The 24,679-nt window shown below is 68.4% G+C and carries 25 protein-coding genes and 3 pseudogenes; 13 read left to right on the top strand and 15 right to left on the bottom strand.

The features are described from left to right. Nucleotides 1-1,382: 1,382 nt before the first annotated feature. Entirely contained in the window at nt 1,383-1,658 is a 276-nt protein-coding gene (locus ACFY0D_RS28455; protein WP_390800878.1) for a hypothetical protein, read from the bottom strand. 121 nt (nt 1,659-1,779) lie between these two features. Between ACFY0D_RS28455 and ACFY0D_RS28460 the strand changes: the two genes are divergently transcribed. Further along, nucleotides 1,780-1,986, top strand: a complete 207-nt coding sequence (locus tag ACFY0D_RS28460; RefSeq protein ID WP_390800879.1) for a hypothetical protein — start codon at nt 1,780-1,782, stop codon at nt 1,984-1,986. A gap of 142 nt (nt 1,987-2,128) precedes the next feature. On the opposite strand, the gene ACFY0D_RS28465 is transcribed toward ACFY0D_RS28460, so the two are convergent. Further along, nucleotides 2,129-2,566, bottom strand: a complete 438-nt coding sequence (locus ACFY0D_RS28465) for a hypothetical protein (protein ID WP_390800880.1) — start codon at nt 2,564-2,566, stop codon at nt 2,129-2,131. 427 nt (nt 2,567-2,993) lie between these two features. Here ACFY0D_RS28465 and ACFY0D_RS28470 point away from each other — a divergent pair, with 427 nt between their 5' ends. Then, nucleotides 2,994-3,344: a VOC family protein gene (locus ACFY0D_RS28470; protein ID WP_390800881.1), complete on the top strand. Its 351-nt coding sequence runs from the start codon at nt 2,994-2,996 to the stop codon at nt 3,342-3,344. Nucleotides 3,345-3,509: 165 nt separating this feature from the next. Here the strand turns inward: ACFY0D_RS28470 and ACFY0D_RS28475 are convergent, their stop codons facing one another. Next, the gene (locus tag ACFY0D_RS28475) at nt 3,510-3,734 is read right to left on the bottom strand and encodes a hypothetical protein (protein WP_390800882.1); all 225 of its coding nucleotides are present in this window, start codon (nt 3,732-3,734) and stop codon (nt 3,510-3,512) included. Nucleotides 3,735-3,989: 255 nt separating this feature from the next. Here ACFY0D_RS28475 and ACFY0D_RS28480 point away from each other — a divergent pair, with 255 nt between their 5' ends. Then, the gene (locus ACFY0D_RS28480; protein WP_390800883.1) at nt 3,990-6,506 is read left to right on the top strand and encodes a Helicase associated domain protein; all 2,517 of its coding nucleotides are present in this window, start codon (nt 3,990-3,992) and stop codon (nt 6,504-6,506) included. A gap of 506 nt (nt 6,507-7,012) precedes the next feature. Here the strand turns inward: ACFY0D_RS28480 and ACFY0D_RS28485 are convergent. Next, complete coding sequence (locus tag ACFY0D_RS28485) at nt 7,013-7,888, bottom strand: hypothetical protein (RefSeq protein ID WP_390800884.1); 876 nt, start codon at nt 7,886-7,888, stop codon at nt 7,013-7,015. 303 nt (nt 7,889-8,191) lie between these two features. Then, complete coding sequence (locus tag ACFY0D_RS28490; protein ID WP_390800885.1) at nt 8,192-9,136, bottom strand: hypothetical protein; 945 nt, start codon at nt 9,134-9,136, stop codon at nt 8,192-8,194. A gap of 259 nt (nt 9,137-9,395) precedes the next feature. On the opposite strand from ACFY0D_RS28490, the gene ACFY0D_RS28495 reads away from it, so the two are divergent. Continuing rightward, complete coding sequence (locus ACFY0D_RS28495; protein WP_390800886.1) at nt 9,396-9,854, top strand: hypothetical protein; 459 nt, start codon at nt 9,396-9,398, stop codon at nt 9,852-9,854. A 99-nt stretch (nt 9,855-9,953) separates the two neighbouring features. Here the strand turns inward: ACFY0D_RS28495 and ACFY0D_RS28500 are convergent, their stop codons facing one another. Next, nucleotides 9,954-10,340: a hypothetical protein gene (locus ACFY0D_RS28500; RefSeq protein WP_390800887.1), complete on the bottom strand. Its 387-nt coding sequence runs from the start codon at nt 10,338-10,340 to the stop codon at nt 9,954-9,956. 342 nt (nt 10,341-10,682) lie between these two features. After that, the gene (locus tag ACFY0D_RS28505; protein ID WP_390800888.1) at nt 10,683-11,135 is read right to left on the bottom strand and encodes a hypothetical protein; all 453 of its coding nucleotides are present in this window, start codon (nt 11,133-11,135) and stop codon (nt 10,683-10,685) included. Between the two features lie 399 nt (nt 11,136-11,534). Between ACFY0D_RS28505 and ACFY0D_RS28510 the strand changes: the two genes are divergently transcribed. From ACFY0D_RS28510 to ACFY0D_RS28525, 4 genes and pseudogenes are all read left to right on the top strand, one after another. Then, on the top strand, nt 11,535-11,801 hold the full coding sequence (locus tag ACFY0D_RS28510; RefSeq protein WP_390800889.1) for a hypothetical protein: 267 nt from the start codon (nt 11,535-11,537) through the stop codon (nt 11,799-11,801). 45 nt (nt 11,802-11,846) lie between these two features. Beyond that, a pseudogene (locus ACFY0D_RS28515) lies at nt 11,847-12,532 on the top strand (DUF6192 family protein). A gap of 2 nt (nt 12,533-12,534) precedes the next feature. After that, on the top strand, nt 12,535-12,951 hold the full coding sequence (locus tag ACFY0D_RS28520; protein ID WP_390800890.1) for a RacP protein: 417 nt from the start codon (nt 12,535-12,537) through the stop codon (nt 12,949-12,951). 68 nt (nt 12,952-13,019) lie between these two features. Continuing rightward, nucleotides 13,020-13,821: pseudogene (locus ACFY0D_RS28525) on the top strand (IS5 family transposase); the annotation flags it as partial. A 724-nt stretch (nt 13,822-14,545) separates the two neighbouring features. Here the strand turns inward: ACFY0D_RS28525 and ACFY0D_RS28530 are convergent. From ACFY0D_RS28530 to ACFY0D_RS28545, 4 genes and pseudogenes are all read right to left on the bottom strand, one after another. Then, nucleotides 14,546-14,803, bottom strand: coding sequence for a hypothetical protein (locus ACFY0D_RS28530; RefSeq protein WP_390800891.1), 258 nt, complete (start codon nt 14,801-14,803; stop codon nt 14,546-14,548). Between the two features lie 109 nt (nt 14,804-14,912). Beyond that, a complete protein-coding gene (locus tag ACFY0D_RS28535; RefSeq protein WP_390800892.1) occupies nt 14,913-16,406 on the bottom strand; it encodes an NF041680 family putative transposase in 1,494 nt (497 codons plus the stop codon). Between the two features lie 272 nt (nt 16,407-16,678). Then, complete coding sequence (locus ACFY0D_RS28540; protein WP_390800893.1) at nt 16,679-16,945, bottom strand: hypothetical protein; 267 nt, start codon at nt 16,943-16,945, stop codon at nt 16,679-16,681. A 948-nt stretch (nt 16,946-17,893) separates the two neighbouring features. After that, nucleotides 17,894-18,166 (bottom strand): annotated as a pseudogene (locus ACFY0D_RS28545) (hypothetical protein); the annotation flags it as partial. Nucleotides 18,167-18,389: 223 nt separating this feature from the next. Here ACFY0D_RS28545 and ACFY0D_RS28550 point away from each other — a divergent pair. Further along, on the top strand, nt 18,390-18,977 hold the full coding sequence (locus ACFY0D_RS28550; RefSeq protein WP_390800894.1) for a hypothetical protein: 588 nt from the start codon (nt 18,390-18,392) through the stop codon (nt 18,975-18,977). 292 nt (nt 18,978-19,269) lie between these two features. Here ACFY0D_RS28550 and ACFY0D_RS28555 read toward each other — a convergent pair whose 3' ends face one another. Then, nucleotides 19,270-19,419: a hypothetical protein gene (locus ACFY0D_RS28555; protein ID WP_390800895.1), complete on the bottom strand. Its 150-nt coding sequence runs from the start codon at nt 19,417-19,419 to the stop codon at nt 19,270-19,272. 287 nt (nt 19,420-19,706) lie between these two features. On the opposite strand from ACFY0D_RS28555, the gene ACFY0D_RS28560 reads away from it, so the two are divergent. Next, nucleotides 19,707-19,898: a hypothetical protein gene (locus ACFY0D_RS28560; protein WP_390800896.1), complete on the top strand. Its 192-nt coding sequence runs from the start codon at nt 19,707-19,709 to the stop codon at nt 19,896-19,898. 346 nt (nt 19,899-20,244) lie between these two features. Here the strand turns inward: ACFY0D_RS28560 and ACFY0D_RS28565 are convergent, their stop codons facing one another. After that, nucleotides 20,245-20,550 (bottom strand): DUF6247 family protein, encoded by a 306-nt coding sequence (locus ACFY0D_RS28565; protein WP_390800897.1) that lies wholly within the window; start codon nt 20,548-20,550, stop codon nt 20,245-20,247. Nucleotides 20,551-20,799: 249 nt separating this feature from the next. Between ACFY0D_RS28565 and ACFY0D_RS28570 the strand changes: the two genes are divergently transcribed. Beyond that, the gene (locus ACFY0D_RS28570) at nt 20,800-21,030 is read left to right on the top strand and encodes a hypothetical protein (protein WP_390800898.1); all 231 of its coding nucleotides are present in this window, start codon (nt 20,800-20,802) and stop codon (nt 21,028-21,030) included. A 178-nt stretch (nt 21,031-21,208) separates the two neighbouring features. On the opposite strand, the gene ACFY0D_RS28575 is transcribed toward ACFY0D_RS28570, so the two are convergent. Then, nucleotides 21,209-21,505, bottom strand: coding sequence for a DUF6233 domain-containing protein (locus tag ACFY0D_RS28575; RefSeq protein ID WP_390800899.1), 297 nt, complete (start codon nt 21,503-21,505; stop codon nt 21,209-21,211). 124 nt (nt 21,506-21,629) lie between these two features. Further along, nucleotides 21,630-22,451, bottom strand: a complete 822-nt coding sequence (locus ACFY0D_RS28580) for a pentapeptide repeat-containing protein (RefSeq protein ID WP_390800900.1) — start codon at nt 22,449-22,451, stop codon at nt 21,630-21,632. A gap of 607 nt (nt 22,452-23,058) precedes the next feature. Between ACFY0D_RS28580 and ACFY0D_RS28585 the strand changes: the two genes are divergently transcribed. Further along, a complete protein-coding gene (locus tag ACFY0D_RS28585) occupies nt 23,059-24,138 on the top strand; it encodes a tyrosine-type recombinase/integrase (protein ID WP_390800901.1) in 1,080 nt (359 codons plus the stop codon). Next, nucleotides 24,135-24,461 carry a helix-turn-helix domain-containing protein gene (locus ACFY0D_RS28590; RefSeq protein ID WP_390800902.1) on the top strand — a complete coding sequence of 109 codons (327 nt, stop codon included), beginning with the start codon at nt 24,135-24,137 and terminating at the stop codon, nt 24,459-24,461. The genes ACFY0D_RS28585 and ACFY0D_RS28590 overlap by 4 nt, the downstream gene beginning before the upstream one ends. The last annotated feature ends 218 nt before the right edge of the window (nt 24,462-24,679 follow it).

The raw sequence follows: 24,679 nt of genomic DNA on the forward strand, positions 1-24,679 counted from the left end.
CCCGCGGAGCGGGTACCTGAGCGCTGGCGCGCTCAGGAGTGACGCCCTCCGCTGCGCTCCGGGCGGGCTTCGCTGACGCTTCGCCAGATTCCCGCGCGAGCGCGGGAATCGACGTCCGCAAGCGAACGTCCAGGGAAGAGGCCGGCGCAAGCGCCGGCCCGGTGGTGCTGATGCGCCACCAGATGTCCGCGCAAGCGCGGACATCGAAGGGGTCTCCGCTGACGCTCCCACCCCTTCAGGTCCTTCCGGCTCCGCCTCCAGGACCAGGCCCGCTACCGCGGGCCGGCCAGCAGCCGAGAGCGCCTGGGGTCGGTTGTCGGGTGCAGGTCCCGGGGCTCTTCGCTGCCCCGGGAGGGGTGTTCGGTGTCGTCATGTCCGGGTTGGCTGAGCAGGACTCGGGAGGTGCCGGCTGAAGGACTGGGCTATAAATTGAACACGTTCGATATATGCTGTGGCGCGTACCGATCACAGGGGGCTTTCATTGAGTACGCCAGCAGGCCACGTTCCCAAGAGCCGGAGACCGGCACTGCTCAGCATTCGGCGCGTATCACCTGGCAGACACATCCACGGCGGTCCCGTGCAAGGAAGCCATAGAGTTCGCGATGGCCGAACTCCCCGAACGCGCCACCAACGCGAAGTGCGAAAGCTACAGCGCGACGGACCGCTCCCACAGGGGAACCTGGCAGATGCCACGCGCTGACGTGGACGCCTGGGTAACTCGATACTTCTCCGACCGCAAGCCCTCGCGAACTGCACGCACGCTCTGCGAAGCCGACCTCTGCGTGCTAGTGCAACGAGACCCCATGGCCCCAACCACAAAAGGTGCCTACAGCATCGGAATGGACATTCACTTCAAATCCGACGGAACCGCACACGTCAGCTACTCATCCACCGACTACTGAAAAGACAAGCACCAGCACACACTCCGCCGCGCGTAGGACTCCAGCCCTTCCCGGAGTTCACGCCCGCAGTCCGCTGGGCCCCCAGATCCTTCCAGCGCCACCTCCTCTGCCACCTCCGTCGGCTGCCCGCGGAGGGGGCAGCCGACGGAGGAGGCAGAGGCCGTCGCACCCCCTGGCTGTGAGGAATCACCCCGGTTCGAATCCGGTCCGCCCCGCCGCACGCCTTCAAAGAGTTGCTCCCCGTCCGCGTCCGCCCGCAGGGTCAACGGACCGGAGTTTCTGCACCAGCTGTTCGAGACTCACGTGCCCCCGAACCCGTCCCGCCTTGCTGTCAGCCGGCCCGGGGCAACTGTGGCAGTAGCCGAGAGTGCCCAGGGCGGCTGTCGAGTGCACGCCCCGGGTGCTGTCCTACACAGGGGGATGTTGGTGCTTCCCTCAGCGAGGACTCCCGGAGTGGTATCCGCTCCCTGGACTGAGGGCCTAACTGTTTCTGCCGCTGCGCACCAGCGCGGCGATAGCACCAGGCGCCACAACGATCGCTGCCCCGAGCGTCGCCAGCAACACAGGCGATGGCCCCTCATAGCCGATACCCACATCCGCCGAAGCACCGAAAAGAGCCGCGACCAGCACGATCAGAACAGAGACACCCAGGACACCCCTCCCCCACGCCCTACGGGCGGCAGGACTCCGCATCGGAACCAGCGCGATCAGTAACCACACCACCGCGAAACCCAGTACCACGGGCAGACTGCCCATTGACCCTCCCCAAGTCACCTACAAACAAGCTAGATGACGATGTCACGCTCCCCGCCCAACGTCACCACCACCGCTTAGGGGCTGAGCAGGCCCACCCCGGCTGGGAACGTATCGTGCCCCCATGAATAACGATCAGAGGGAAACCGCGGATGGACGCCTGACAGATGAGGAGGTGGAGCAGCTCAATGCTCTCCTTCGGCGCTTCTGCACATACGACCTCGACCAATTCGCACTCATCAAGACACAGACCCCCTACGGAGAGGCGTACATCGTGATGTCCAGAGCGCTGATCGCGGACACTGTGTCCGAGCAGTACTACGCCATCTGACCCACCGACAGCCCCGCCGGCCCGGTTGAGATCTCCACTCACTCTCCTGGGCTGCCCGCGCTCGCAGGCCGGCTGGCAGTGATGAGAGGGGTGCAACGCCCTTGGGCCGGACTTCCCCCACCAGGGATCCCACCATCTGAGTTCAGGGGGCAAAGTACCAGCAGTACAAGCCGCGTCCAGCCCTGACCGCCTCCCGGGCGAGCGCCCCAACTGCCTCAAGAATGCCCGCAGCCTCCATGTTCGAGACCTCGTCGTCCGCGCGTGACTCCAAAGCCGCCCACCGGTCGGCGATCTCCCCCAGTCGCAGCGCGCCAGCCCCGGCCAACAGGGTGCGCAGCGGCGGGCCCACCTCGAACACCTCGAAACCATCGTTCGCCATGGGAACCACCCTCCGCGGCTCCCCCTCGGCAATCCGGTCAATGGGCCTACCGGTGAACAGGGCCTCCCACTCCAGTACAGCCTCATCCGGGAAGAATCCCTCGACCACGACAGCCGGGAGGCCGTGATCCCGATACCGGGGACCCATCCCGGCTGCCGTCACATCATCCGGAGCAACGAAGAACGTGACGGTGATAGACATGACGAGATCATGCCAGGCATCAACGTGAGAGGACTCGGGTCAATCAGCCTGCCAGGACCCCAGACGCCGGCGCGCTCAGGAGAGACGCCCTCCACTGCGCTCCGGGCAGGCTTCCCTAACGCTTCGCCAGATTCCGCGCGAGCGCGGGAATCGACGTCCGTAAGCGGACGCCCAGCGCCACCAGATGTCCGCGTAAGCGCGGACATCGAAGGGGTGTCCGCTGACACTCCCACCCCTTCAAGTCCTTAAGGCTCCGCCTTCAGGACTGGGCCCGCTGCCGCGGGCCAGCTGGCAGCAGTGAGGGCCGGGGGGCCTGTCGGGTGCGGGCGGTCGTGCATCCGATGGAGTCGAAGGTCTTCTTGAGCCTGAGCGTGCCAGGATGCCGGGGAGCACGACCGTTAGCACGTCGACGGGACAGGAGCCAGCCATGATCAGCGGTGCACATGTCATCCTCTACAGCCAGGACGCCGAGGCGGACCGCGTCTTTCTCCGCGACGTCCTCGGTTTTCCCGGCGTCGACGCGGGCGGGGGCTGGCTCATCTTCAAGCTGCCCCCGGCCGAGGTGGCCGTGCACCCGACCGACGGCCCGCCGCAGCACGAGTTCTTCCTGATGTGCGGCGACCTTGATGCCCAGCTCGGCGAGTTCCGTGCGCAGGGTGTCGAGATCACCCGTCCGGTCAGCGAGCAGCGCTGGGGCAAACTGACTGCGATCCGGCTCCCCAGCGGTGCCGAACTCCCGCTGTACGAACCGCTGCATCCCGTCGCCCACAGTCTGTGACCCCCCAGCACTCGGCTCAGGGTGACGATTCTCAGGCTGGTGCTCGACGCTGGGACGGCTGCAGGTCAAAGCGCCGCAACCGGCTGACTTCGATGACACCGGACTACGCCTTCAGGACCTGGGGCCGCTGGCGCGGCCGCAGCAAGGAGGAGGGGGGCTTCCTGGCTACTCCCAGTAGGCAGTTTCGCCGATCCATATGCTTGACAGGGTGACGGTCCGTTCGTCGAGTGGCACGTCCCACCGTCCCGAGGCTGCTGTGTACGCGGCCTTCACCTCTTCGGACGGGCGGCAGCAGTGGGTTGTGGCCACCTCTTCCCAGACCATGCGGATCTTCGCCGCCTGCTCCACCATGTGCAGGAGGCCTGCCTGATCCTGTGCGCTGCGTTCCATGTCAGTCCTCCATCGGCGGGTTCGGCACTGCCATCGTCCACGGTGAGACCGCAGGGGTGGTAGAGGTCGCTCGTGTCCGGGTCAGGACTGGGCGTGCGCACGTGATGCGGTCCTTCCTGGGGTGCCTTCATGGTGGGTGTCGGGCGCGGTACGGTTGTCAGTGTGCATCACTCTGATGATGCGGTGTGTAGCATCCCGAGAATATTGCCACCCCTCCGGCTGGTTTTCCGCCGCTTGATTTCCGTGGAGTTCCGAATGCAGAAGACCGGGGATCTCGTGCTGCGGCCTCACCAGGAGGAGGCGGTCGAGGCGATTATCCGTGGGCTGGACATTCCGCCGGGGAAGCGAATTCCAGAGGCCGGTCTGCGCGCCACGGTGGTGGCGGCGTGCGGGACCGGGAAGACCTTCATGGCGGCCGCGGCCGCGCTCCGGCTCGCCCGGCACGGGCGGGTCCTGGTGCTCCTGCCGACCCTGGATCTCCTGACGCAGACGGTGCGGGAATGGCGGCTCGCCGGGCACACCGGGCCCGCGGTCGCGGTCTGCTCCCTGGAAGACGACCCGCAACTGTGGCAGCTCGGTGTCCGGACGACGACGTCAGCGCCGCAGTTGGGGCTGTGGCACGGGTACGGCCCGGTCACCGTGTACGCCACCTACGCGTCGCTGCCGGTCATCGCCGAGGCCCACGAAGGCGCCTACGGGCTGCCGATGGACATCTTCGACCTTGTCGTCGTCGACGAGGCGCACCGCACCTCGGGGTCGACTGGGAAGGCGTGGGCGGATGTCCACCGCCAGGAGGTGATTCCGGCGATGCGTCGGCTGTACATGACCGCCACACCACGGATCTGGATGGAACGCCCGCCGCGCACGCGGGCCCAGGAGGCGGAGATGGAGGAGGCGCGCCGGCTCGCAGAGGAGGAGCGTGAGGAGGCGGAGGCCGAGGGGCGGGTCTACGTCGGCAGGCCGCGCTGGGACCGGCTGCCGAAGGAGCTGGCGTGCTCGATGGACGACGAGAAGGTGTTCGGGCCTGTCGTCTACGAGCTGTCGCTCGCAGACGCCATCTCCCGCGGGCTCCTGGCGAAGTACCAGATCGTCGTCGCCGAGCTCACCGACCCCGTCGTCACCCCGGACCGGCTGGTGGGTGGAGGGCGGTACGAGGAGCAGCTCCGCGGTGAGCGGCTCGCCGCGATGCAGACCGCCCTCCTGGAGACCATGGCCGCGCACGGGCTGCAGACCACCATCACGTTCCACCACCGCACGATCGAGGCCGAGGCCTTCGCCGCCGGCCTGCACCGCGTCGCCGCCCGGCTTCACCAGGTGGATCCGGTCCGGCATCCCGAGCGGGTGTGGTCGGGATGGCTGTGCGGGGAGCACGAGGGAGCCCACCGGCAGTCGGTGCTCGCCGACTTCGGGCGCCGGGCCGGCCGCGCCGTACTCAGCAACTGTCGGGTTCTCGGTGAGGGCGTCGACATCAGAAGCGTGGACTCAGTCGCCCTCGTCGACCCCAAAGGCTCGGCCGTCGACATCGTCCAGGCAATCGGCCGCGCCCTGCGGCAACACCCCGGCCAGGGCAAGACCGCCACCTTGATCGTCCCCGTTTTTCTGGGTGCGGACGAAAAGCCCGAGGACATGCTCTCCTCGAACTCGTACCGCCCTCTCATTCGGGTACTGGAAGGGCTTCGGGCACACGACGAAAATGCCGTGGAAATGCTAGCTATTCCACAGGAGAACCAGAAAAGGGTCGTTAACCCGTCTCTGCCGGTCGGGAAGGCACCGGAGGAGGGCGAGGAGGAGTCCCGGCTCCTGCTCCGCTTCGCGACGCCGCGGGACCCGGCGCTCATCGCGAAGTGGATCACCTACCAGGTCATCAACACCGAACGCCAGGACTGGCGCCGCGGCGCCGAAGCCGCACTGCGCTACCGGCAGCGCGAGGGGCACCTCGACGTCCCCTACGACCATGTCGAGGCCGCAGGGGCGTTCCCGCTGGGGCGGTGGCTGTCCGACCAGCGGCGCACCTACCGGGCCGGGACCATGACCGGCGAACGCGCCGCCGAGCTCGAAGGCCTCGGAATCGTCTGGGACACCGCCGACGCCGGCTTCGAACAAAACCTCGCCGCCGCCCGCGCCTACTACGAGCTCCACGGGACCATCGCGGCCCCACGGGGCGCGACCATCCTCGACATCGCGATCGGGCAGTGGCTGACCAACGTCCGCCGGCCCGGCGGACTCGGGAAGGACGCTGTGCGCGCGGAGCGGCGGGCCGCCGCGATCGCCGCGATCGACCCCGACTGGAACCCGGGGACGCTGGGGTGGACGGTGGACTGGCAGCGGCACTACGCCTACCTCGCCCAGGTCCTCGCCGAGGGTGCGCGGCTGACCGCGATCGTGCCGGGGGTGACCCGGCACGGCGAAGACATCGGACGCTGGCTCACCACCCAACGACGCAACTGGGACCGGCTGAACACCGAGCAACAGGACCGGCTCGCCACGCTCGGCGTGACCCATGCCCCACGGGACCGCACGGCGGCGGCGAAGACCGCCACGGCTGTCGGGGCGCGCGCGGGCGGTACAGCGTTCCAGAAAGGCCTGGAAGCCCTCCAGCAGTACAAGGCGCGGGAGGGCGCCCTGCCGGGGCGGGCCGGTGTGCAGGAGATGCCGGACGGGGACATCCACCGCGTCGGAGTGTGGCTGGCCAACCAGAAGCAGCGCCGCGACAAGCTCGGCCAGGCGCAGCGCGCCGCCCTCGGCGAGCTGGGCGTGGACTGGGCCGGGTAGCGGGGCCGGGCGGCTGTTCCAGAATTCTGGAACAGCCGCTCCCGTCCGGGGCCGGACGCCCTGTCAGCGCCCGCGCCCGGCTCCCTTGGTGGGCGCGGTCTGCTGTCGGTGGGCGGGGACGGCGGCTTCGGCCGGGGCCGGCCCGCCGGGGGACGCGGTGGGGGTGGGGGTGGAGTGGGAGCGGGCCGCCATCGGGGAGACCACAGTCGGGACGCGGACGCGTGCGACGCGGAGGGCGGCGTGGTCAGGGCGTTCAGGGTCGCGTCCACGAGGCGGCCCACCAGGGCCGTGCCCGTGGCCTGCTTCCAGGAGGTGTCGACTGTCAGGCGGTTCAGGTGCCGGGCCACAACGTGTGTGCCCTCGCTCTCACCGATCTTGCGCATGCGGGCGGCCAGCAGCGGCCACTGACGTAAGCCGACCAGGAGACCGCCTCCCGCCGACGCACGTGACCGCGTCGTTGTCGTTGTCGACCCCGGCCTCATCCGGGGCTGCCCTGTGACAGATCCTCAGCCAGTGCCGCGGCCGGCCTGGACAATGTGAGTCCAGCCTGCGTCGAGCGTGTCGGGCTTGCTTGCAAGATTGGGGTCCTGCCAAATGGCGATCTCTGCTCGCCCTGAAGCTCTGTCGTAGAAGAGCCAGCTCTTCTGAGAGCCCACCACGTGCGACCAGGATGAGAATTCGCCAGGGCCCCACGTGCGGAGAGTTTTGAAGTCGGCACCGAACCCGAGTGCGGCGATGGCACCCGATCTATTGCTCCGGTTGTAGAACAGAAGGGTGTCTTTTCCTCCGACACCGGGGCCCACTGCCACGTGCGTCCAACCTTTGGCGAAAGTGCCTGCAGGCCAGACCTTGTCCGGCGGATCGAAACTTACAGCTCCGGCACCAGTATCAGAGTTGTAGAAGAATTCCTGCCCCGTGGCACGCCCGTAGACGATATGCGTCCATCCGGTACTGAAGGAGTCGCTGGAATCATCTGGGAATGTCTTTCTCGGCGGGTCGAAGCAGAGCGCTCCGGCACCGGAAATCTTGTCGTAGAAGAGAGTGCATCCCACCGTGGACCCCACGAGGGACAGAGCTTGGCGAGCAACGATATGCGTCCAGCTGCTGAAACTGCCGGGAGGGAATGACTTCTCTACGCCCAGGGCAAGGGTCGAAATTCCGCCGGGAAATATCTCGGTCTTGGCGCGCCCCTGCTCTGCTGCGCGTGTCGCGGGGTCGTAGAGGAGGAACTTCGGAGCGGAGCCAGACAGCGCCCACAGACCCCATCCGGTCGGGAAGAAGCCCGTATCATTGAAACTGTCCATACTGAATGAGTCCGAAGACAGAGTTCCGAGCCCACCCGAGCCGTCGTTGGAATTATAGAAGAGCAAACGATCAGGCATGGCTACCTCCGAGCGGGATAGCGCCCCGAGTTACGCCGTGATGGTTCCCCCTATTCAGGCATACCTCCGATCCGGCAAATTCGCCACCGGAGCGTCCACCTCCGACTACCAGCCACCTCAAGCACAGTGCAGTGGTGGTTCCAGCTCTCCCGGCTCCGTACCACGCCGGGACTGCCAGCGCCCCGGACCGCACACGCCACGCGGCCCGGGTGCGGGAGATCAGCTCTCGTCGCGGATGCGTACTGCACCAAGGTGACGCGGGATCACATCTACTTGTGATCAGCCCAGGGCATATGTGGACGTCTACCCTTGCCGCCACTTCGCCCTATCACGCTCATGGCGTCCCGGCGATGAACTGGTGAGCCTATCGGCCTTCCGGGCCACCGCCTCCGCCCGCCGCCGCGCCTTCGCGGCCGCCCGCCCCACATCCCGCAGCGCGGTCGCCGCGTCCGCACGCGCCGCACGCGCCGCACGCGCAGCCTCCAGCCTCTCCGTCGCGGCCCGTACGTCTTCCTCGGCTTCCGCTACCGCCGCACCAGCCCGGTCTGCCCGCTCCTGCGCGGCGGCGTGCTCCTCCTCCAGACGCTCCGCCTCCCCTTGGGCCTCGGCCAACGCCGTGCGGGCCGCCTCCACCCGCCCGTGCCGCGCCCGTCCCGCAGCGGCGTCCGCGTCCGGCGCCGGTTCCGGCTCTGCTGGTGGCACCTTCTCCGACCGGGATCCGGCCGGGCCGGGCTGCTTCCACCGTGGCGGTGCGGCGCCCGGCTCCGGTTCCAGGCCAGAGAAGCCCAGCACCGTGTCTGGGGCCTTCACCAGCCGGCCCTCCACCCACCGCTCGGCAACGTCAGGGTCGGAGAGGACCGCGTGGAGGATCTGCTCGACCTCGTGCAGCACCGGCTCACTCACCACCTGACCGGCCTCGGCGGCCAGAGCACGCGCCGTACGCGCAAGGTCGCCGATCATCACATGCTGATCATGCGACAGCTTCCGCAACTGTCCTGCGTCCAGCGTCCGGTGCGCGGCACGGAGCGCCTCGCCGAGCTGGATGAGGCTGTGCGCCTCCTTCGGTCGGCGGCGCGCCAGGAGACCGGCTGTCCACGCCGCGACCGTCGGCTTCCGCAACGCTCCGATCGCCGCGGCGAGCTGCCGGTCCCCGGCCTTGCGGGCCCTGGCCACGTACGCGTCCCGGACCTTGGTGAACTCCGACGGCCGCAGCCCGTACAACTCCACCGCCACCGACTCCACATCCATGCCCGGAAGTCTCCCGCCCGCTCCCCGGACCGCCCGGCACCTGCCAGGACACCGCGCGTCGACCGGCCTCACGGCGCCGCCGCCACGGACCCTGTTCCGTCTGGAGTCCGTGTCGTCGCCGTCCTTGTGCGTTCGAGTCGGTGCACAGCGGGGGTCGAGCGGCGTAGCGTGGTGGGGTATGAGCGAGGTCGTCGAAGCCAGGGGTCCGAAGGTTCCGCCGAGTTTTCCTCCGAAGTCGCCGCCTCCGCAGAATGAGCCGGTGGAGCCGCCGCGGCCGCAGCCCGTGACGAAGCCGAAATCGCTCACCGGGGTGCCGCCCCGGCTGGTCGTCACCAGCCGACGGGCAAGGGTGCTGGCCTTCCGCGCTGACCAGTGGGCGGCCAAGAAGGCTGCCGGGCAAGCCGCGCTCGCTGTTGCCGAGTGGGACTACCCGCTGCTCGACGAGCACGACTTCCTCAAGACGGTCCACGGCCTCGTCCACACGGCCGTGGCGGCCGGCGGGAAACGCGTCAGCGTCCACCTCGCCGACCAGGACGACAAGATCCTCGTCATGGTCCTCAACCACCAGACCGGCGAACAGAACGATGTGGGACCCGTTCCGGCGGAGGTCGCGGTACTGCGCACCGTCGACGCCTGCGGCACCCACACCGACCACGACGGCCACACCTGGTGGGCACTCCTCGACGCCCAACCCCGACCGAAGAAGCACCTGGCATAGCACCGGAAGTGGAGCTCACGCTGGCGTGGGCGCAGCAGCGGCGGCGGGAACCGGGCCGCAGGACAACGCCTTCTCCGCCTTCCCGTCCGTCCACCAGGCCTACTCGTACATGCCCTCCAGCCGCTCGTGCCCGCCTGGGATCTCGTTGCCATCGGCGTCGGAGACCGTAGCGAACCACGAAGTGGCCCAGACGGTGATGCGGTTCGACTCGTGGATCGTCTCGAAGGGGTGGTCGTCCCAGTGCCCGTACGACGTGACGATGAATGCGTCGCCGGGCCTCAGCCAGTAGTCCTGCCCGAACGGCTCCAGCCACAGCTCCAGCAACTCGTCCCCGTCGTTCGTCACGAGCATCGGCACGGGGTTTCCCAGCTTCTGGATGGCCTCATAGCTGAAGTCCCCGGCTTCTGGCATGTTCTTCATCAGCGGCGCGGTGAACCGCTCGGCCGGGGTGCGATCGGGCTTGTCCTGCTTCTTTCTCCTCCACATGGCAACGATTGTGCTCCCGACCCCGGACGGAACCCTGGGCAGGTTCATCTGCGCCGACAGGCGGCTGGTGCACTCCGACGCCGCTCCTTGCTCACCGTCGGCACCACCGGGAGCCGCAGGCCCGCATCCCGTGCGCCCGGGTGTTGTACTGCGCAACCCATCCGGCAACCTCGCAATAGCCGGCCGGCAGCATGGCGGTGCCGCGCACGAGGCATGCGGACCGGTAGCAGGACGAGATCGCGCGGCCGGTCCGGTGTCGTAGTCAGGCCAGCTGCTCCGACTGGGGCAACCGCACCACCTCGGTCAGTGAAGCTGTTGCTGAAGCGCAAGAAGAAGCAGGGCTCACTTCTTGCAGGGGAACGTCACCTGCTCGCTGCGGACGCTCTTCTTTTGGTCCGGCAGGTGGAGCGTGACGTACCCGGTCACCGCCTTGGCGTTCCTGGGTGCCGGCATGTCCACGACCTGAAGGGCGACTTTGGTAGAGGTGCCCGCGCCGAAGGCGAAGGATCCCGGGGAGACCCGGGCGCGGCTTGCGTTCACGGTCCAGTGGTAGCGGACCGTGCCCGGCCCGGTCGCCGTGATCTTTCCGTCGAAGGCCATGGCCACGGGGGTGCCGTTGCACTCGACGGTCTCCCCCGGCTTCAGCAGGGTGACCACTTCGACTTTGGTGACCTTCACCGCCTGCTTGACCCCGCTCGTCCCGGCGGTTCCGGCCTGCGCCACGTGGGCGGGGGCGAGGGCCACCGAGGAGGCGAGGAGGGGGGCTGCGAGGAGCACGAGGTATCGACGCCGCATTGTGCTGCCTTCCGGATGAGGAAAGCCCCCGATCTCGGTCCCAGGATATCGGCGGCCCGCCCGGGCGGCCCGGCAGCCGGCGGTCAGCCTTGCGAAGGGATCGGCGCTCCCGACACGGGTACCTCGCCGGGGTCTACGCCACCGACCCTCCGCAGGTTGGCCGGAGTGGGTCACTGAGGGGTTCGTCGCCCTGCCGCAGCGGTTGCCTCGGACCCTGGCCTACTACAAGATCCCCCACCCCCGGCACGTCCGTGCAGGCCTCCGGCCATTCTCGCTTTGGCCAGGTCTGTCGTCATCGCGCACAACGTCCACGGGGCTGTCAGGGTGTGCTGGGCAGACAGCGTTCCGTCACGGCAGGAAGATGGCCGTGCCATGGCCCGTGCTGGATGGTGACACACCATGCCCGAGGACAACGAGAAGATCGGAAGCGTCAGCCCGTCACGATACGAACAGATCGTGGCCGAGCTCCGCGAAGTCGTCGACCAGCAATCCCGAGGCCAGTTCACGATTGGTGACCGCGCCCTGGAGATCGAACCCTCCCGCCCCCGCGAAGGCTCCCTGCCCGAGGCCGGATGGACCGTCAAGGAGTCGCTGACACGGCTCGCCGAGGACATCGGCCTCAAATACAGCACCATCAACAACGCCCGCTGGGTCTCGTCCCGCTGACCGAAGGAGCATCGCAAGGCCGGCGTCTCCTTCACCGTCTACCGTATCCCGGCCAGCGTCGAGGACGAGAACGAACGATTCGCTGCCGTGAAACAGCCACCGGAGGGCAAGACCCGGTGGACCGCCGACGATGCCAGCCGCGTGCTCGGCCGGCAGGTCGAGAACCCGGTATCCAAGCAGGAGAAGATCAGCGCGATCCACGCCCTGGCCCAGGACGAAGAGGTCGCCGCAGTGGTCACCACCGACCTGCTGCGCCGGCCCACAATCTCGGCACACGTCGCCGTCGAGGACCGGGTCAGGGTGGTCGAGGAGTTCACCCGCGACGAGACCGTCGCCGCGACCGTGACCACCGGCCTGCTGCGGCGCCCGGACGTCGCCTTCAAGGCCATGAGCGACGACATCGCCTGCCACCAGGTCAACCACGCCCAGTCGAACGCGGCCGCCAGGCCCGCGAGAACTTCGAGCGGACCAGCCCCGTTGCGCCGGCGGTCAAGCAGATCAACCGCACGGTCGAGTTCCTCGACCTGGTCACCGCCTGCCACTCTTTCGTCGCCGCGGCCGGCCGCGCGGTCCCGGGCCTGCGGGACCGGCAGCTGACCGAGGACGAACAGGCCATCGTCCACCAGAACATCGCCAAGGTCAGGGCCACCCTCGACTGGATCGAGAACGCCGTCGACACCGGCAAGGTCGACTTGGACGACGAGCTCGCCGCCCTGCTCCGAGGCCAGTAGCCATGCCCCGCGCCTCACGGCGCCGGGGCGACGCCGCTCTGCGGCACGCCGACACGGTCCGCTTCGTGCTCTTCGAAGCACGCCCGGCCGGACTCCTCTTCCATCAGCTCACCCGCGCCAGCGACCTCACCCCCAACCAGGTGAGGTCCGGACTGGCCGCCCTCAGAGATGTCATCGCGGACCAGGGATGGCCCCCGCTGATCTGGACGCGGACCGACGGCTACCAGCTGGCTGAACGAGCCACCCTGGAGGCTTACGAACGAAAGGTGATCAAGGAGAAACTCACCGAGTTCCGCCGGTTCATCACCGGCACCGTCGCACCCCACGCCGCCGCCCACCCGGGCGACAAGTGGGTCCGCCACATCACCGCTCAGCTCAACTCGATCGAATCCACCCTCGACCTCGTCAACAGCTACTGACGCTCTCGCTGCCCGGGGCCCGGCCCTCGGCCGGGCCCCGGGCAGCACCGGCTTGAAGGCCCACCACCATGCGCCGACACCGCTACCCATCCGACACCACCGACGCCGAATGGGCCCTGCTCGAACCCCTTCTCCCCGTCCCGGCCTGCGAGACAACCACCGGCGGCCGACCTGAGAAGCACCACCGCCGAGAAATCGTCGACGCAATCCGCTATGTGGTCGACACCGGCTGCAAATGGCGGGCCTTGCCCGCGGACTACCCGCCCTGGCGGACCGTCTGGGGGTTCAGGGCCCGCTGGGCAGCCACCGGAACAGTCGGGCAGATCCGCGATGCCCTCTCCCAGCGGATCCGCCGCGAGATGGGCAAAGGCCCCCGCGCGGTCGCCACCGTCATCGACTCCCAGTCCGTGAAGGCAGCCGAGACCGTCGGCCGTGACTCGCGCGGCTACGACGCCGGCAAGAAAATCAACGGCCGCAAACGCCACCTCGTGGTCGACACCCGCGGCCTCCCCTGGCTCGTCATGGTCACCCCCGCCGATCTTCACGACAGCCATGCCGCCAAGGAAGTCCTCTTTCCGCCTCCGCCTCATGCACCCCGAGATCACGATCGTCTGGGCGGACTCGGCCTACGCGGGCAAGCTTGTGACCTGGGCAAAGAAGTACCTGAACCTGACGATCAAGACCGTCAGCCGGCCCAGGGACTCCTCCGGCTTCATCGTCCTGCCCCGCCGCTGGGTCGTGGAACGGACTTGGTCCCGGATGATGCGGGCCCGCAGACACGCACGCGACTACGAACGACTCGTTCAGCACTCCGAAACCCTCATCACCTGGGCAGCCATCACCCTGATGACCCGCCGCATCACCAAGTCCCGCAAGGCCCCCGAGCGGTTTCCACCCATGCTCTGACCAAGCACCTCAAGCTTCGGACTCCGCCTACCCAACGTCAGCGCCGCACCGCACCATCACGGCACTTGTCCTGGCGGCCTCACAAAGAGCCGCTTAAGTCGACAAGGAACGGCTGACCAGGCGCCCATTGAGGACGACCTCCAGCCAGGTGTAGCAGTCACCGATCCACAGCCCGACCTCCGCCCCACATCCCGCGCAGGCCAGATTCGGCCCCTGATGCCCGGCTGGCCCGCAGCAGCCGCCCCAGCGGCTCAGAATCTTCGTGGCACCGACCAGGTCGCCTGGACTCAACAGTAGGTCCACTCCTGGCCCGTGCCCCGCCCGGGACATCCCGAAGCCCTTGGGCAGTGCGCCCCAGGTGATCCGTCCCGGCTGCGGGTCGCGAGCGAAGGTGCCGGCCGCCATCCTGGGTGGGCAGGGATCCACGGGAGAGTCGAGCGGCGTCCAGGCCTCGTCCTCCGCCGGCGGGTTCACCTCGCGCACCGGCGCGGACAACCGGGCGCTGCACACAGTGCAAGAGAAGACCTCGGCACCAGCAATCCGCATGTCATCTCCCTTGCCTTTCGGTGCCAACGAAGCTACCCGACCTCGCTGACACACTCCCGCCGCTTCCGATCCGATTGCAAACAGGCACTAAGCTTGACGTTTATCGTCTGGCTCCGGCGGAGGGGATCGCGGCGAAGGACGTTCAGATCCAGTTGCCCCAGCCGAAGGTGGCGATGTAGGCCCGGCGGACGGCGTCCCAGCCACGGCCGCTGCCGATGTGGATCACCGCCAGTGCAAGAAGGAACCAGGCCGTGAAGGCGCCAGCAATGATCAAGGTCCATCGAGGGCCGGAGAAGTTGGCCACCACGATCAAGGCGATGACGGTCACGCCCATGCCCATGTGGGCGGCGGGCAGATCTGAGCGCAGTGCCTCACGCACAGACTGGCGTTCTTCCTGCATGTCCCGGGTGTACCGAGAAGCCGAGCCTTCGCCGTTCTCCCGCTCAGAGCTGTGCTCCATGAATGAGTAGCCCCCCTGTAGATCCAGCTACGACCGCAACCCGAGCAGCCTATTCCGTGCCGTGATCACGGCCATCATCGACCGTCCGGCGGGGCTTCGTCCCCTTCTTGTGGTGTGCGGGTCGGGTGTAGGACTCGCCGGTGGCGAGGACCCGTCCGACGTCGTAGCGGGTGGCGGGTTGCCGGTTCTTCGAGCCGAGCGGGCGGCCGGGGCCGGGGCGGGTGGGTTTTGGTGCACGGGCTGGCGTGCCCGTCTTCGCGTGCAGGTTCCTGAACCCTCGGCGAACCCGTGCGGGGGTGAGTCTGTTCGGTTCGGCCGGCCGTTCCCATGGCCGGCGCAGATCCCGCGCAAGCGGGCGGGCGAGGCGGAGTTGGGCGTGTGCGGCGAGCACGAGCCAGGTCCAGCGGTCGGCGGCCTGGGAGTCCCGCAGCTTCGGTCGGGTCCAGCCGAGTGTCTGCTTGAGGAGTCGGAAGGTGTGCTCCACGTCGAAGCGGCGGAGGAAAGCCTGCCAGCACCGGTTGACGTCACCCGTGGCGGCGCCGGTGCCTGACCACCACAGCCAGACGGGCTTGTTCACCCCGCCGCTGGGCAGCTTCTCAACCGTCAGCCGGATCACGGTGCCCTCGATGATTGGTAGTGGGCCCTCGTGGTCGAGCCAGGCGGCCCGGCGGGTCAAGCGGGGATGGAGCCGGTCCCACGCCTGCGCGGTCGCCGTCCCGTACCGGTCGGTGTTGGTGACGGTCACCGCGGTGACCTCGCCCCAGGTCTCGGGCCGGCCGAAGACGAACTCACCGCCGTGTTTGGGCGGGCGGCCGCCCTGCGGCGGGCAAATCCACGGCACCGGGACCGGTTTGCGCATGACCCGGTCCGAGCGCAGCCGGCCCAGCACTTCGACCGGCAGATCACTCAGGAGGTGGGCGATGCGGGGCGCGTCGTAGCCGGCGTCGAGGACGACCAAGATGGTCGGGGCCTCGGCCTGCCATTGGCCGGCTTCCATGAGGCGTTCGACGACGTCGCGGACTTGGTCGGCGGTGACCGCGGCCAAGTCGGCGCCGGGCTCCAGCCGGATCGCGTCCAGCAGTGCAGTCCACGAGGTGCGGCCGGTCTCCAGGGCGGCAACGATCGAGTAGGGCCAGCCGGGGACCATCTGGTGCTTGCCCAGGCCCCGGCCGAAGGTGTGACAGAAGGAGCGGTCCGAGCAGGTGTCGGCGTCCGGCCTCAGCCACGGGGAGACATCCACTGCCAGCACCAGGCGGCCGTCGCTCGCCCGGGGCAACGGCACACCCGCCAGTGCGCGACGGAGCCGAGCGACGTCGATCCGGCCCCGGTTGATCCCGGAGTACAGGGCGCCGTGCCCGCGTCGGTGTTCCGGCGCGAGCGCCAGGTCCACAAGGGTGCGAACCGGTCCGTCGGTGCACAGCAGCGAGTCACACAGGTCGAACAAGGCGTCCGCTCGCGACGTCAGGCACGCATACAGGTCGGTCCGGAACTCCGACACCTTCGTCAACGCGTCTCGTTGGACGCTGTGCTCGACCAGTCCCACGATCCCGGCCTCCGTACTGCATCAACCCTGAGCACAGGATCGGGGCCCGTCCTCTCACACGTCCGGTGAACTGGGGAATCTCCGAACAAGTTCGAGCCCAGTTCGACATCAGTGGATAAACGTCAAGCTAAGAGGGGTTGGTGCTCCTCGCGCTAGCGCTACCGGAGTATGGCTGGCCAGTCCGCCCCTGCATCAGCGTGGCCTGGCCGTCATCACACCGCGACCACACCCTCCCTCCGGCAACCGGAACGCCAGGCGCAGGCCGGACTCGGCTACCAGGGCGGCAGCGGCAGCCCCGCTGCGCGCCTCGGCTCCAGGAAGTCCGTGCGGAAGATCTCCAGGGAGGCCCTGAGCAACGGAATGCCTACCTCCGCGCCGAGGTGGACCAGCGTGGCCGTCTCCTCGTCCATCCGGAACTCCAACAAAAGGGCGCCACGCCCGGCCGCAGTCATCTCCACCACTTCCAGAGCGTCGAAGTCGTCGCTCCCGAGCACGGTGAGGGCGACGTACTCCCGGCCCTCCACGGAGAAAGCCCGCATGTCCGTCCCCCTCCCGTGACCGAACTCCGTCAGTGCCTCGTCCCCCGGGCATCGTACGGGCTGCTCACCGGCCGGGGGCCGCGCCCCTGACAGGGGCGGTCTGTTGCCTGTGGGCGGGGACGGCGGCAAGGGTAGTGGAGGGGGAGCGAGCCGCCATCGGGGAGACCCGGGGCCGGAAGGCGGCCGGTACTCCCGGCCAGGGAGGCTGGCGAGGACGATCCGATCGACGCGGCCGCACCCCCAGGCACTCGGACCGGCCTGTCCCCCGTGTCCCGCCCGACAGGAAAACCCCGACGAGACGGCGACCACATGTCGAAAGTGCCAGAGGTGTACCGCACATCAGACACCACACACCAGAGACCCCCACCACCAACCCGGCCAACCACCACCCCAGCCCGAAGACCACGGCCGCAATGCCCGCCGCCCGGCCTGCGCACACAGCAACGGGCACCAACCGGCCGCCCCCCGTCATGGCCTGAACGGCCTGCCGCCGTGGAGGAGATGGGGGCGCAGGACGGTCCGGCGGGTGACGGCCAGGGCGGTCGCCCACTCGGCGGCGGGCGGCGGTGCGGGATGCGGCCGGGAGGCGGGCCGGTTTGCCCAGGGCCTGGATCAGGTCGGAGGCGAGGGTGGTGTCGCTGGTCGTGCCCGGGCCGGGGCGGAGGGTGATGTGGCCGCTCTGCGGGGCATGGGCGGCCAGGTAGTGTCCCACGGAACTATGAGTGGATCATCGAACGAGGGGGCTGATCAGGATGGTAGACAGGCAGCTCAAGCAGCGAAGTCGCCGAGGTTGGTGGTGGCTCCTGCTCCTAGGCGCCGCAATCGTTGTCTGCGGGTTTCTCGGGGGGACCCGGTACTACGGGGATGCTGAAACGGAGGGCCTCGCAGACCTGGCCTTCTGGGGAATGCTTGCCGGCGGTTGCCTGGCCCTCGGCGCGGCCATGGAGCTCATCCAGCCCGCTCTGCGGCGTGGCCTGGCGCGACTCTTCGCCGGCATTGCGCGACGGAGCCGGGACAGGCAGTCAGCAACACAGAACGCGAACCCCGGTCGACGGAATGCCGCCTGACCTCAACGACCAATCGGAACCGACACCTTCGTCTCCGCTGCCGGACCAGCCACTTCCCGACCTCCATCCCGAGGACGGTGACCCCGGGCAGGACCTCCGCCGGGCCTTCCTCGTCGCGTACGAGCTCACGCAGCGCAGCGTAGGACCGCTGCCACTCCGCCGGCCACGACTCCGAAGTTCACCGTCTGAACCAAGGACCGTGCACTGCTTACGGGAGAGGCCAGGCTCTCCACCCGAGAGTCCGGTGAACCGGTCATCCTCCGGCCCGTCCCCGGCAGTTGAGACGCACCGCCGAAGCGTACAAGCGTGCGTAGGATCGCAAATGATCATTCTGTAGAGACACAATGCTGCACAGCGAGGATGGAGACAGCGTGCTGATGGCTACGCGATCACAGGTTGCGGCGATCGTCTTGTTGGCGGCCTCCCTGACACTCACCGGCTGCACGAAGGACGGCGACCAGGCCAAGCCCGGCTCCCAGGACACCGCCTCCGCCTCGCCGTCCCCGTCGGCCGCACCGTACGCGAACGCGCCCTGGCGCCTGCAGGTCGTCAACCTCCTGGAGGCCCTGCGCACCCCGCAGGACGGCACCTACCGGACCTGGATGTCGGACGACGCGACCTACTGGACCCAGACCTTCATCTACACGCCGCGCAGCGCGAGCGAGCCGGGCTGGGACAAGCGCGACTACGAGGGCACGGTCGTGACTTACCCGGGCAAACTCACGCCGGCGGAGAAGGACGCGTTCTTCAAGTCCCTCACCCGGGACAACCGGACCATCGCCTCCACCCTCACGGTGGTCCGCGCCGAGCAGCAGCCGGACGGGACCCGTCAGGACTACAAGTTCACCTTCAAGGTGCAGACCAGCGATGGTGACTGGCTCACCGGCATGGCCATGGGCGCCCAGCGCGACGAGGCCGGCAACGGGAAGGTCACCCGCCTCACTTACGACGTCAAGCCGTCGTAACCGAACAGCGCTGCCGTTCGGCACGGGATCGCCCTCCCCCTGCCGACGGCACCGATGTGCTGCGCTGGTGAGCCTCCGCTGGCCGGCCGGGACGGGACGCCCTTTCCCGGCGCCCGGAACGCGCAGCGCGGTCAGGATGCCGGGGTCTGGCATCACCCGCCCGAGGTTCCTGGCGGTCAGCATGAGAATGACGTGGCCTTTCGTCACCCATCTCAGCAACAGGTGAGCAGTCACTGTCAGTGGCAACCACCAGGTCGCTGAGCCTGCGCCCCTGACACTCAGATGACGATGTTCAACTGACACGCCCCCGCAAACCATCAAGGATGTCCATGACCAGCGACACCATCTGCGAGTGCGCGGCCGGGTGCACCTTCAGCTGCTCCAGAGCGCGGGCCCGGTCACCGAGGCCGAGGTAGCGGGGGACGTCCAGACCTTCGGTCAAAGGTCCCCAGGAGTGCTTCGCGTCCGTACTCGCGGGCGCAGCCCACAGATCGGCGGCGTCCCGCACCCGCGGCGCAGCAGCGGGAACGGCGGGCGCGGGCGCAGCAGCCGGAGCGGGCGCCGGAGCGGGGACTCCGCGGGCAGGCGCGGCCCAGGAAGCGTCGGCCGCACCCATGCGCTCGGCGAGCGCGTCCCTCCCCGGTGCCGCGGTACCGGGGACCGGAGCGGGCGCGGCGCCGGGGCATCCGGCACACGATCCCGGAGAAGACCAACAGCCAGGCCGCCCGCGTGCGCAAAGGCTCACGCGGCGGACGACCACCCGGCTTCGACGAGGACCGGTACAAGAAGCGCAACACCGTCGAACGGGCCATCAACCGGCTCAAGCAGCACCGAGCCGTCGCCACCCGCTACGACAAACGCCGTTGCGTCTACCTCGGCACCACGACCGCCGCGGCCCTGACCATCTGGCTCCGAACGTGACCGACCAGACAAGCCCTGGCGACGGACTCCGCGTGCGGAAGGAGCCCCGACGGCTCCGGGCCCCAAACCGATTGCCCTCGGCACCCGGCACGGTGTGACATGTGGGCATGAGCAGAATGGCGCAGGTCATCGTGTTGGCGCGATACGAGGACGAGGTGATGGAGCCGCTGACGCGGCCGGACGAGGCTCGCACCTGGCACGGCTGCTTCGTGCAGATCCCCTGGTTCGTAGGCGGCTGGCACATCGAGTTTGAGCGGTGGAACCGGCGCCGCGGCGTGCTCAAGGACCTGGAGTCCCTGCCGTGGAACGAGCCCGCCTGCGTGCAGGTCCCACGGCTGTTCTTCCGTCACGGGCGGCCGCCGAGCACGTCGTCCAGGTCCACGAAGTCGGCGTCGTCCTGGCCGGAGTCCATGAAGGCGTCGACGTCCGGGGCCGCGGCGACGCGCAGCTGCCAGGTGCGCACCACCTCGTGCAGAGGGGTGAGGCTGAAGGCGTGGCGGGCGTCCTCCAGGGCCTTGGCCCAGTCCCGCTCGAACGCCGGCACCCACTGCTCGGCACGGCGGTCGGCCCGGAGCCGGGCGAGGAGTTCGGCCGCAGCGCCGGGCGCGGGCGCGTACGGGGCGGCGGGGGTGTGGTCGGGCCGGGCGCTCATCGGCTCCTCCTCGGCGGGGTTCTACCGGACACGGTAGAACGACAGGAGACGGGCCGTGGAGGTTCGGGCGGACGAGGAAGCCCGAACCGCCGTCCCGGGCAGCCGCAGCGCAGCGGCCCCCTTCGCCGGGTACAGCGGGCACCGCGGTATCACGCGTTCCGGCGAGCCCGGCGTGCGCGCTGTACGAACCGGGCGCAGTCTGTCCGCGCCGGGCAGCCACAGCGGCAGCCCACGGACGCTGGAGGCGTCATGGCCGACAAACCGGATGAGAGATCACGCAAGAGCATCGAGGAGATGTACGACTACACCACGAGCATCCTGGCCGGCTCGGAGGACTACACCCTCATGCACAAGGGCGTCTTCCCGGGCTGGTACGACGCCGACGGGAAGCCGTACACCATGCGGAAGTACAAGTTCGGCCCGGGCGACGCACCCGTACCCCGCGACCCCAACGAGCCCCCGCCCGTCCACCGACCCTAGATGTTCTGTCCCAGGAGGTTGTGGACGGGTGAGCCAGGTCTCGGCTGAGGGATCTTGTGTGCGACATCCCGTGAGTTCTCCTGAGCCCCGCCGAGTCGCTACCTCCGTGGCCAGGGGGTTCTTCCTCCTTCGTGTGCTCTGCGACCTTGTGACGTAACTTCAGGATCCTGAAGCGTTCTCATCTCGTCCGACCAATCCACAGTCGGGCCGAAGGCGAGGAGGCTCGGATTGGCGGCGCTGGCAGTCGTGCCAGCGCCCGGCGCGCCTGCTGCTCATCGATCGGGGCGCAGCGCTTTCCCGTGTCCCAGCACTGCCCCGCATGGACGCGGACCGGCAGCCGCCCCACCCCAATCCCCCGCTCGACCAGCCAGGCTGGCGAATCCGGCCGCGGCCGCCGACTCGCCGCCAGAGCTTTCCCCTCCCCCCGCCCGCGGACCCGCCCATGAGCACTCCCGCCCCGCCCCGAGCCCGTCACCTGGCCGTCGAGTCAGACCGGCTCCTGTGCACGGTGACGTGTTGACTGCACGTTTCTGGTGAATGGGTTGCCGCGCAGGCTGCCCAGCAGACTGCGGCTTTCCACCCGGCCACTCGGGCAGTAGTCATAATTGCTTGCACGAGGGGTTGTTTCCCCAACCCATTTCCTGCACCTTAGGATCCTTTGCTAGATGTTCGGGAAGCGTTGCACCGTCGATGTTCAGGGCAGACAAGACTTGATCCAAGGTGATACTCCCCGCTGTCCCCCGGTTTTTGAGGTGCGCGCTGTGGAGATCCGCGCAGGTGAAGTCTGCGGAGTCAAGCAATGCGTCGCTCAGGTCCGCGTATGACAGGTCTGCATTTCTCAGGGATGCCTCTTGCAGATTTGCGTCCCTGAGGTCAGCGTTGTTCAGGTCAGCGTCGTGCAGGTCCGCAGCTGCCAGGACTGCGCCACTCAGATTGGCGCTGCTCAGATTGGCGCTGCTCAGCTGTGCGCGATCCAGCGGGAGGTCGTGCAAGTCAGCGCCCTGCAGGTCCACGATCCGCCGCAGATTCCGCAGGTAGCGGTCAAAGTACGCGTCGCCCTGAAAAGCCGGGCTCCCGATGCCGTCGTTGCGGCTGTTTCTGGAGATGAGAACTTTGACCGCTGCGAAGACGTCGTTCGACACAAGAGCCTCGCCGCCCTTCGGCTTCGGTTCATTGCTGTGGCCTCGAATGAAGGAAGTAAGCACGTTGATTACAGTAGGCTGGTCACGCGGCGAGTCCTGCATGATCCGTTGGAGCGCATAGATTCCACCGAGACGCACATCTTCAGAGCCCTTGTTGCCGAGGTTTCCCACGGCGGCGTTATAACGATCGGTGATCTGCCCTTCTCGGGCAATGTCCTGTTCACTGGATACCTGCGTGATCGATTTCCAGGTGAAGGCGGCAACAGCGATCGCACTCAAGGTTGCGAGGAGAGTGACGGATCGCTCCAGCCGCGTCCACAAGCTCGTACGGTCGCTCGGGGCGACACTGGTGCCAGGTGCGCCAGAGGGGCCCTGCGACCGTTCGGCTGCCCGATGACGTTGTCCCCGCTGTCGCGACCCCAACGGAGCCCGCACTCGGCACCGAAATGGCTGCCCCTTACGTTGTGCGATCCGCTTCAGCTGGTTGCTGCGCACCCCCGCACGGGGTGTCCCGGTCGAAGCCATAAGGCAATCTTGCCGAGGCGATGTCAGCGGCGCGCGCCAAGGCAGCCCAGCCGGGTGCAGAAGGCCGCCAGTCGTGCAGAAGGTACAGACATGGGGGAGCCCCCTCTGCAGTGCCTGCCAGCTTGACCTGCAGGCCCGCCGAGGCGAGACGGCGACCAAGCGCGCGTGAGGGCACACCCCCGTCCGTCTGAAGAGGCGGCGCGTGAGTTCCCCTGAGCCCTGCTGAGCTCCCGCCCCCGTGGCCAGTGGGTTCTTCCTCCTTCGAGTGGCCTGCGGCCCTGTGACGTAACTTCGGGATTCTTGAAGCATTCTCACCTCGTCCGGCCGATCCGCAGTCGGGCTGAAGGTGAGGAGGCTCGGGTTGGCGGCGCTGGCAGTCGTACGGGACCTGCGTGAGCACTGGGCGCCCGCGTCGGCGGAGGAGCTGGAGCGGTTCGAGACCGACGTGCTGTCCGGGTTCGTCCTCGCGCGGGCCTCGGCAGGGCTGGCGGACGGCACTATCCGCGGCGACGTCGGGCACCTGGAGCAGATCCGGACCTGGTTCGGCCGGCCCTTGTGGGACATGGAGCCCGCCGACGCCGACGCGTACTTCGGGATGGTGCTGAGGAGCTCACCCAGCGGCACCCGGCTGGCCCGGTCCCAGGCGCTGACCACGTACTTCATGTTCCTGGAGCTGCGGCACAAGGTCGAGCTCCACCGGATGACCGGCCGTGTGGCCGAGTGCCCGATCGACGAGATGAACCGGCCGCGCGGAGCCAAGGACGCAGCTCTACGGATCCCGCCGAGTGAGCCGGAGGTCGGGGTCCTGTTCACCGGTTGGGGCAGCGAGCTGGCGACCTGCCGCAAGTTCGCCCCGACGGCCCGGAACTACACCGCGGCGAAGCTGATGTCCCAGGTCGGACTGCGGGTCAGCGGGGCCTGCAAGCTCGACCTTGACGACATCAAGTGGAACCTGGGCCGCTTCGGCAAGATCCACGTCCGCCACGGCAAGGGCGCCCGCGGCTCCGGGCCGCGCGAGCGGATGGTGCCGCTGATCAACGGCGCCGACCGCACGCTGCGGTGGTTCATCGAGGATGTCTGGGGCCAGTTCGACGACGACCACGCCCGGCCCGGCGCCCCGCTGTTCCCCTCCGAGCGCAGGAACACAGACGGAACAGCCCACCGAGTGGGCGACGATGCCCTGCGGGGCGGGCTCAGGAACGCGGCCAAGGCGCATCTGCCGGGCTGGGGCGAGCGGCTGACGCCGCATGTCCTGCCGCATTTTTGCGCGTCCCAGCTCTATGAGAACAGGCTGGACCTGCTGGCAATTCAGGAGGTTTTGGGACATTCCTGGATCGCCACAACGATGCGGTACGTCCACGTCCAGCAGACCCGGGTCGAGGATGCCTGGGCCGCCGGGACCGAGCGGGCCGCGAAGCGGCTGGAAGGGCTGATCCGATGAGGTGGAACCTGCGGCTGACCGCCGCGAACAAGGGTATCTGGAAGGTGTCCGAGCTCCAACGGGACCTGGCTGAGCACGGGTTGGTGATCTCGGCGGGGAAGATGTCCGGGCTGTGGTCCGGCCAGCCGGTCTCCCTCAAGCTGGAGGACCTGGATGTCATCTGCGTCGTCCTCGGCTGCGAGATCGGCGACCTGTTGATCCCCGAGCCGGACAAGGTCGCCCGCCCTGGCGAGGAGGCCGGCCAGCAGGCTGCCGCTGTCGGCGCCCCCGCCCCGGCGGTGGTCCCGCGGCGGCGGGACGGCCGGTCGTTGCCGCCGCAGTGACGATGCGCTTGGTGCGAGGGCGGTGACTCCATGCTGGAGCCGAAGAGCTGTCCGCACTGCCTGAGCTGGGGACTGCTGTTCATGCGGCGCTGCGGAGGGTGCTCCTCCTTCGCCCGTCCCGGTTCGGACGGCCGGTGCGTCGGCTGTTCTGGATACGGCCCTCTGCGGAAGGGGTACTGCCGGCTGTGCTGGTGCCGGGCACGTAGGGATGCCGCGGC

The organism is Streptomyces sp. NPDC001502, from assembly GCF_042894785.1.
Lineage (GTDB): Bacteria > Actinomycetota > Actinomycetes > Streptomycetales > Streptomycetaceae > Streptomyces > Streptomyces kutzneri.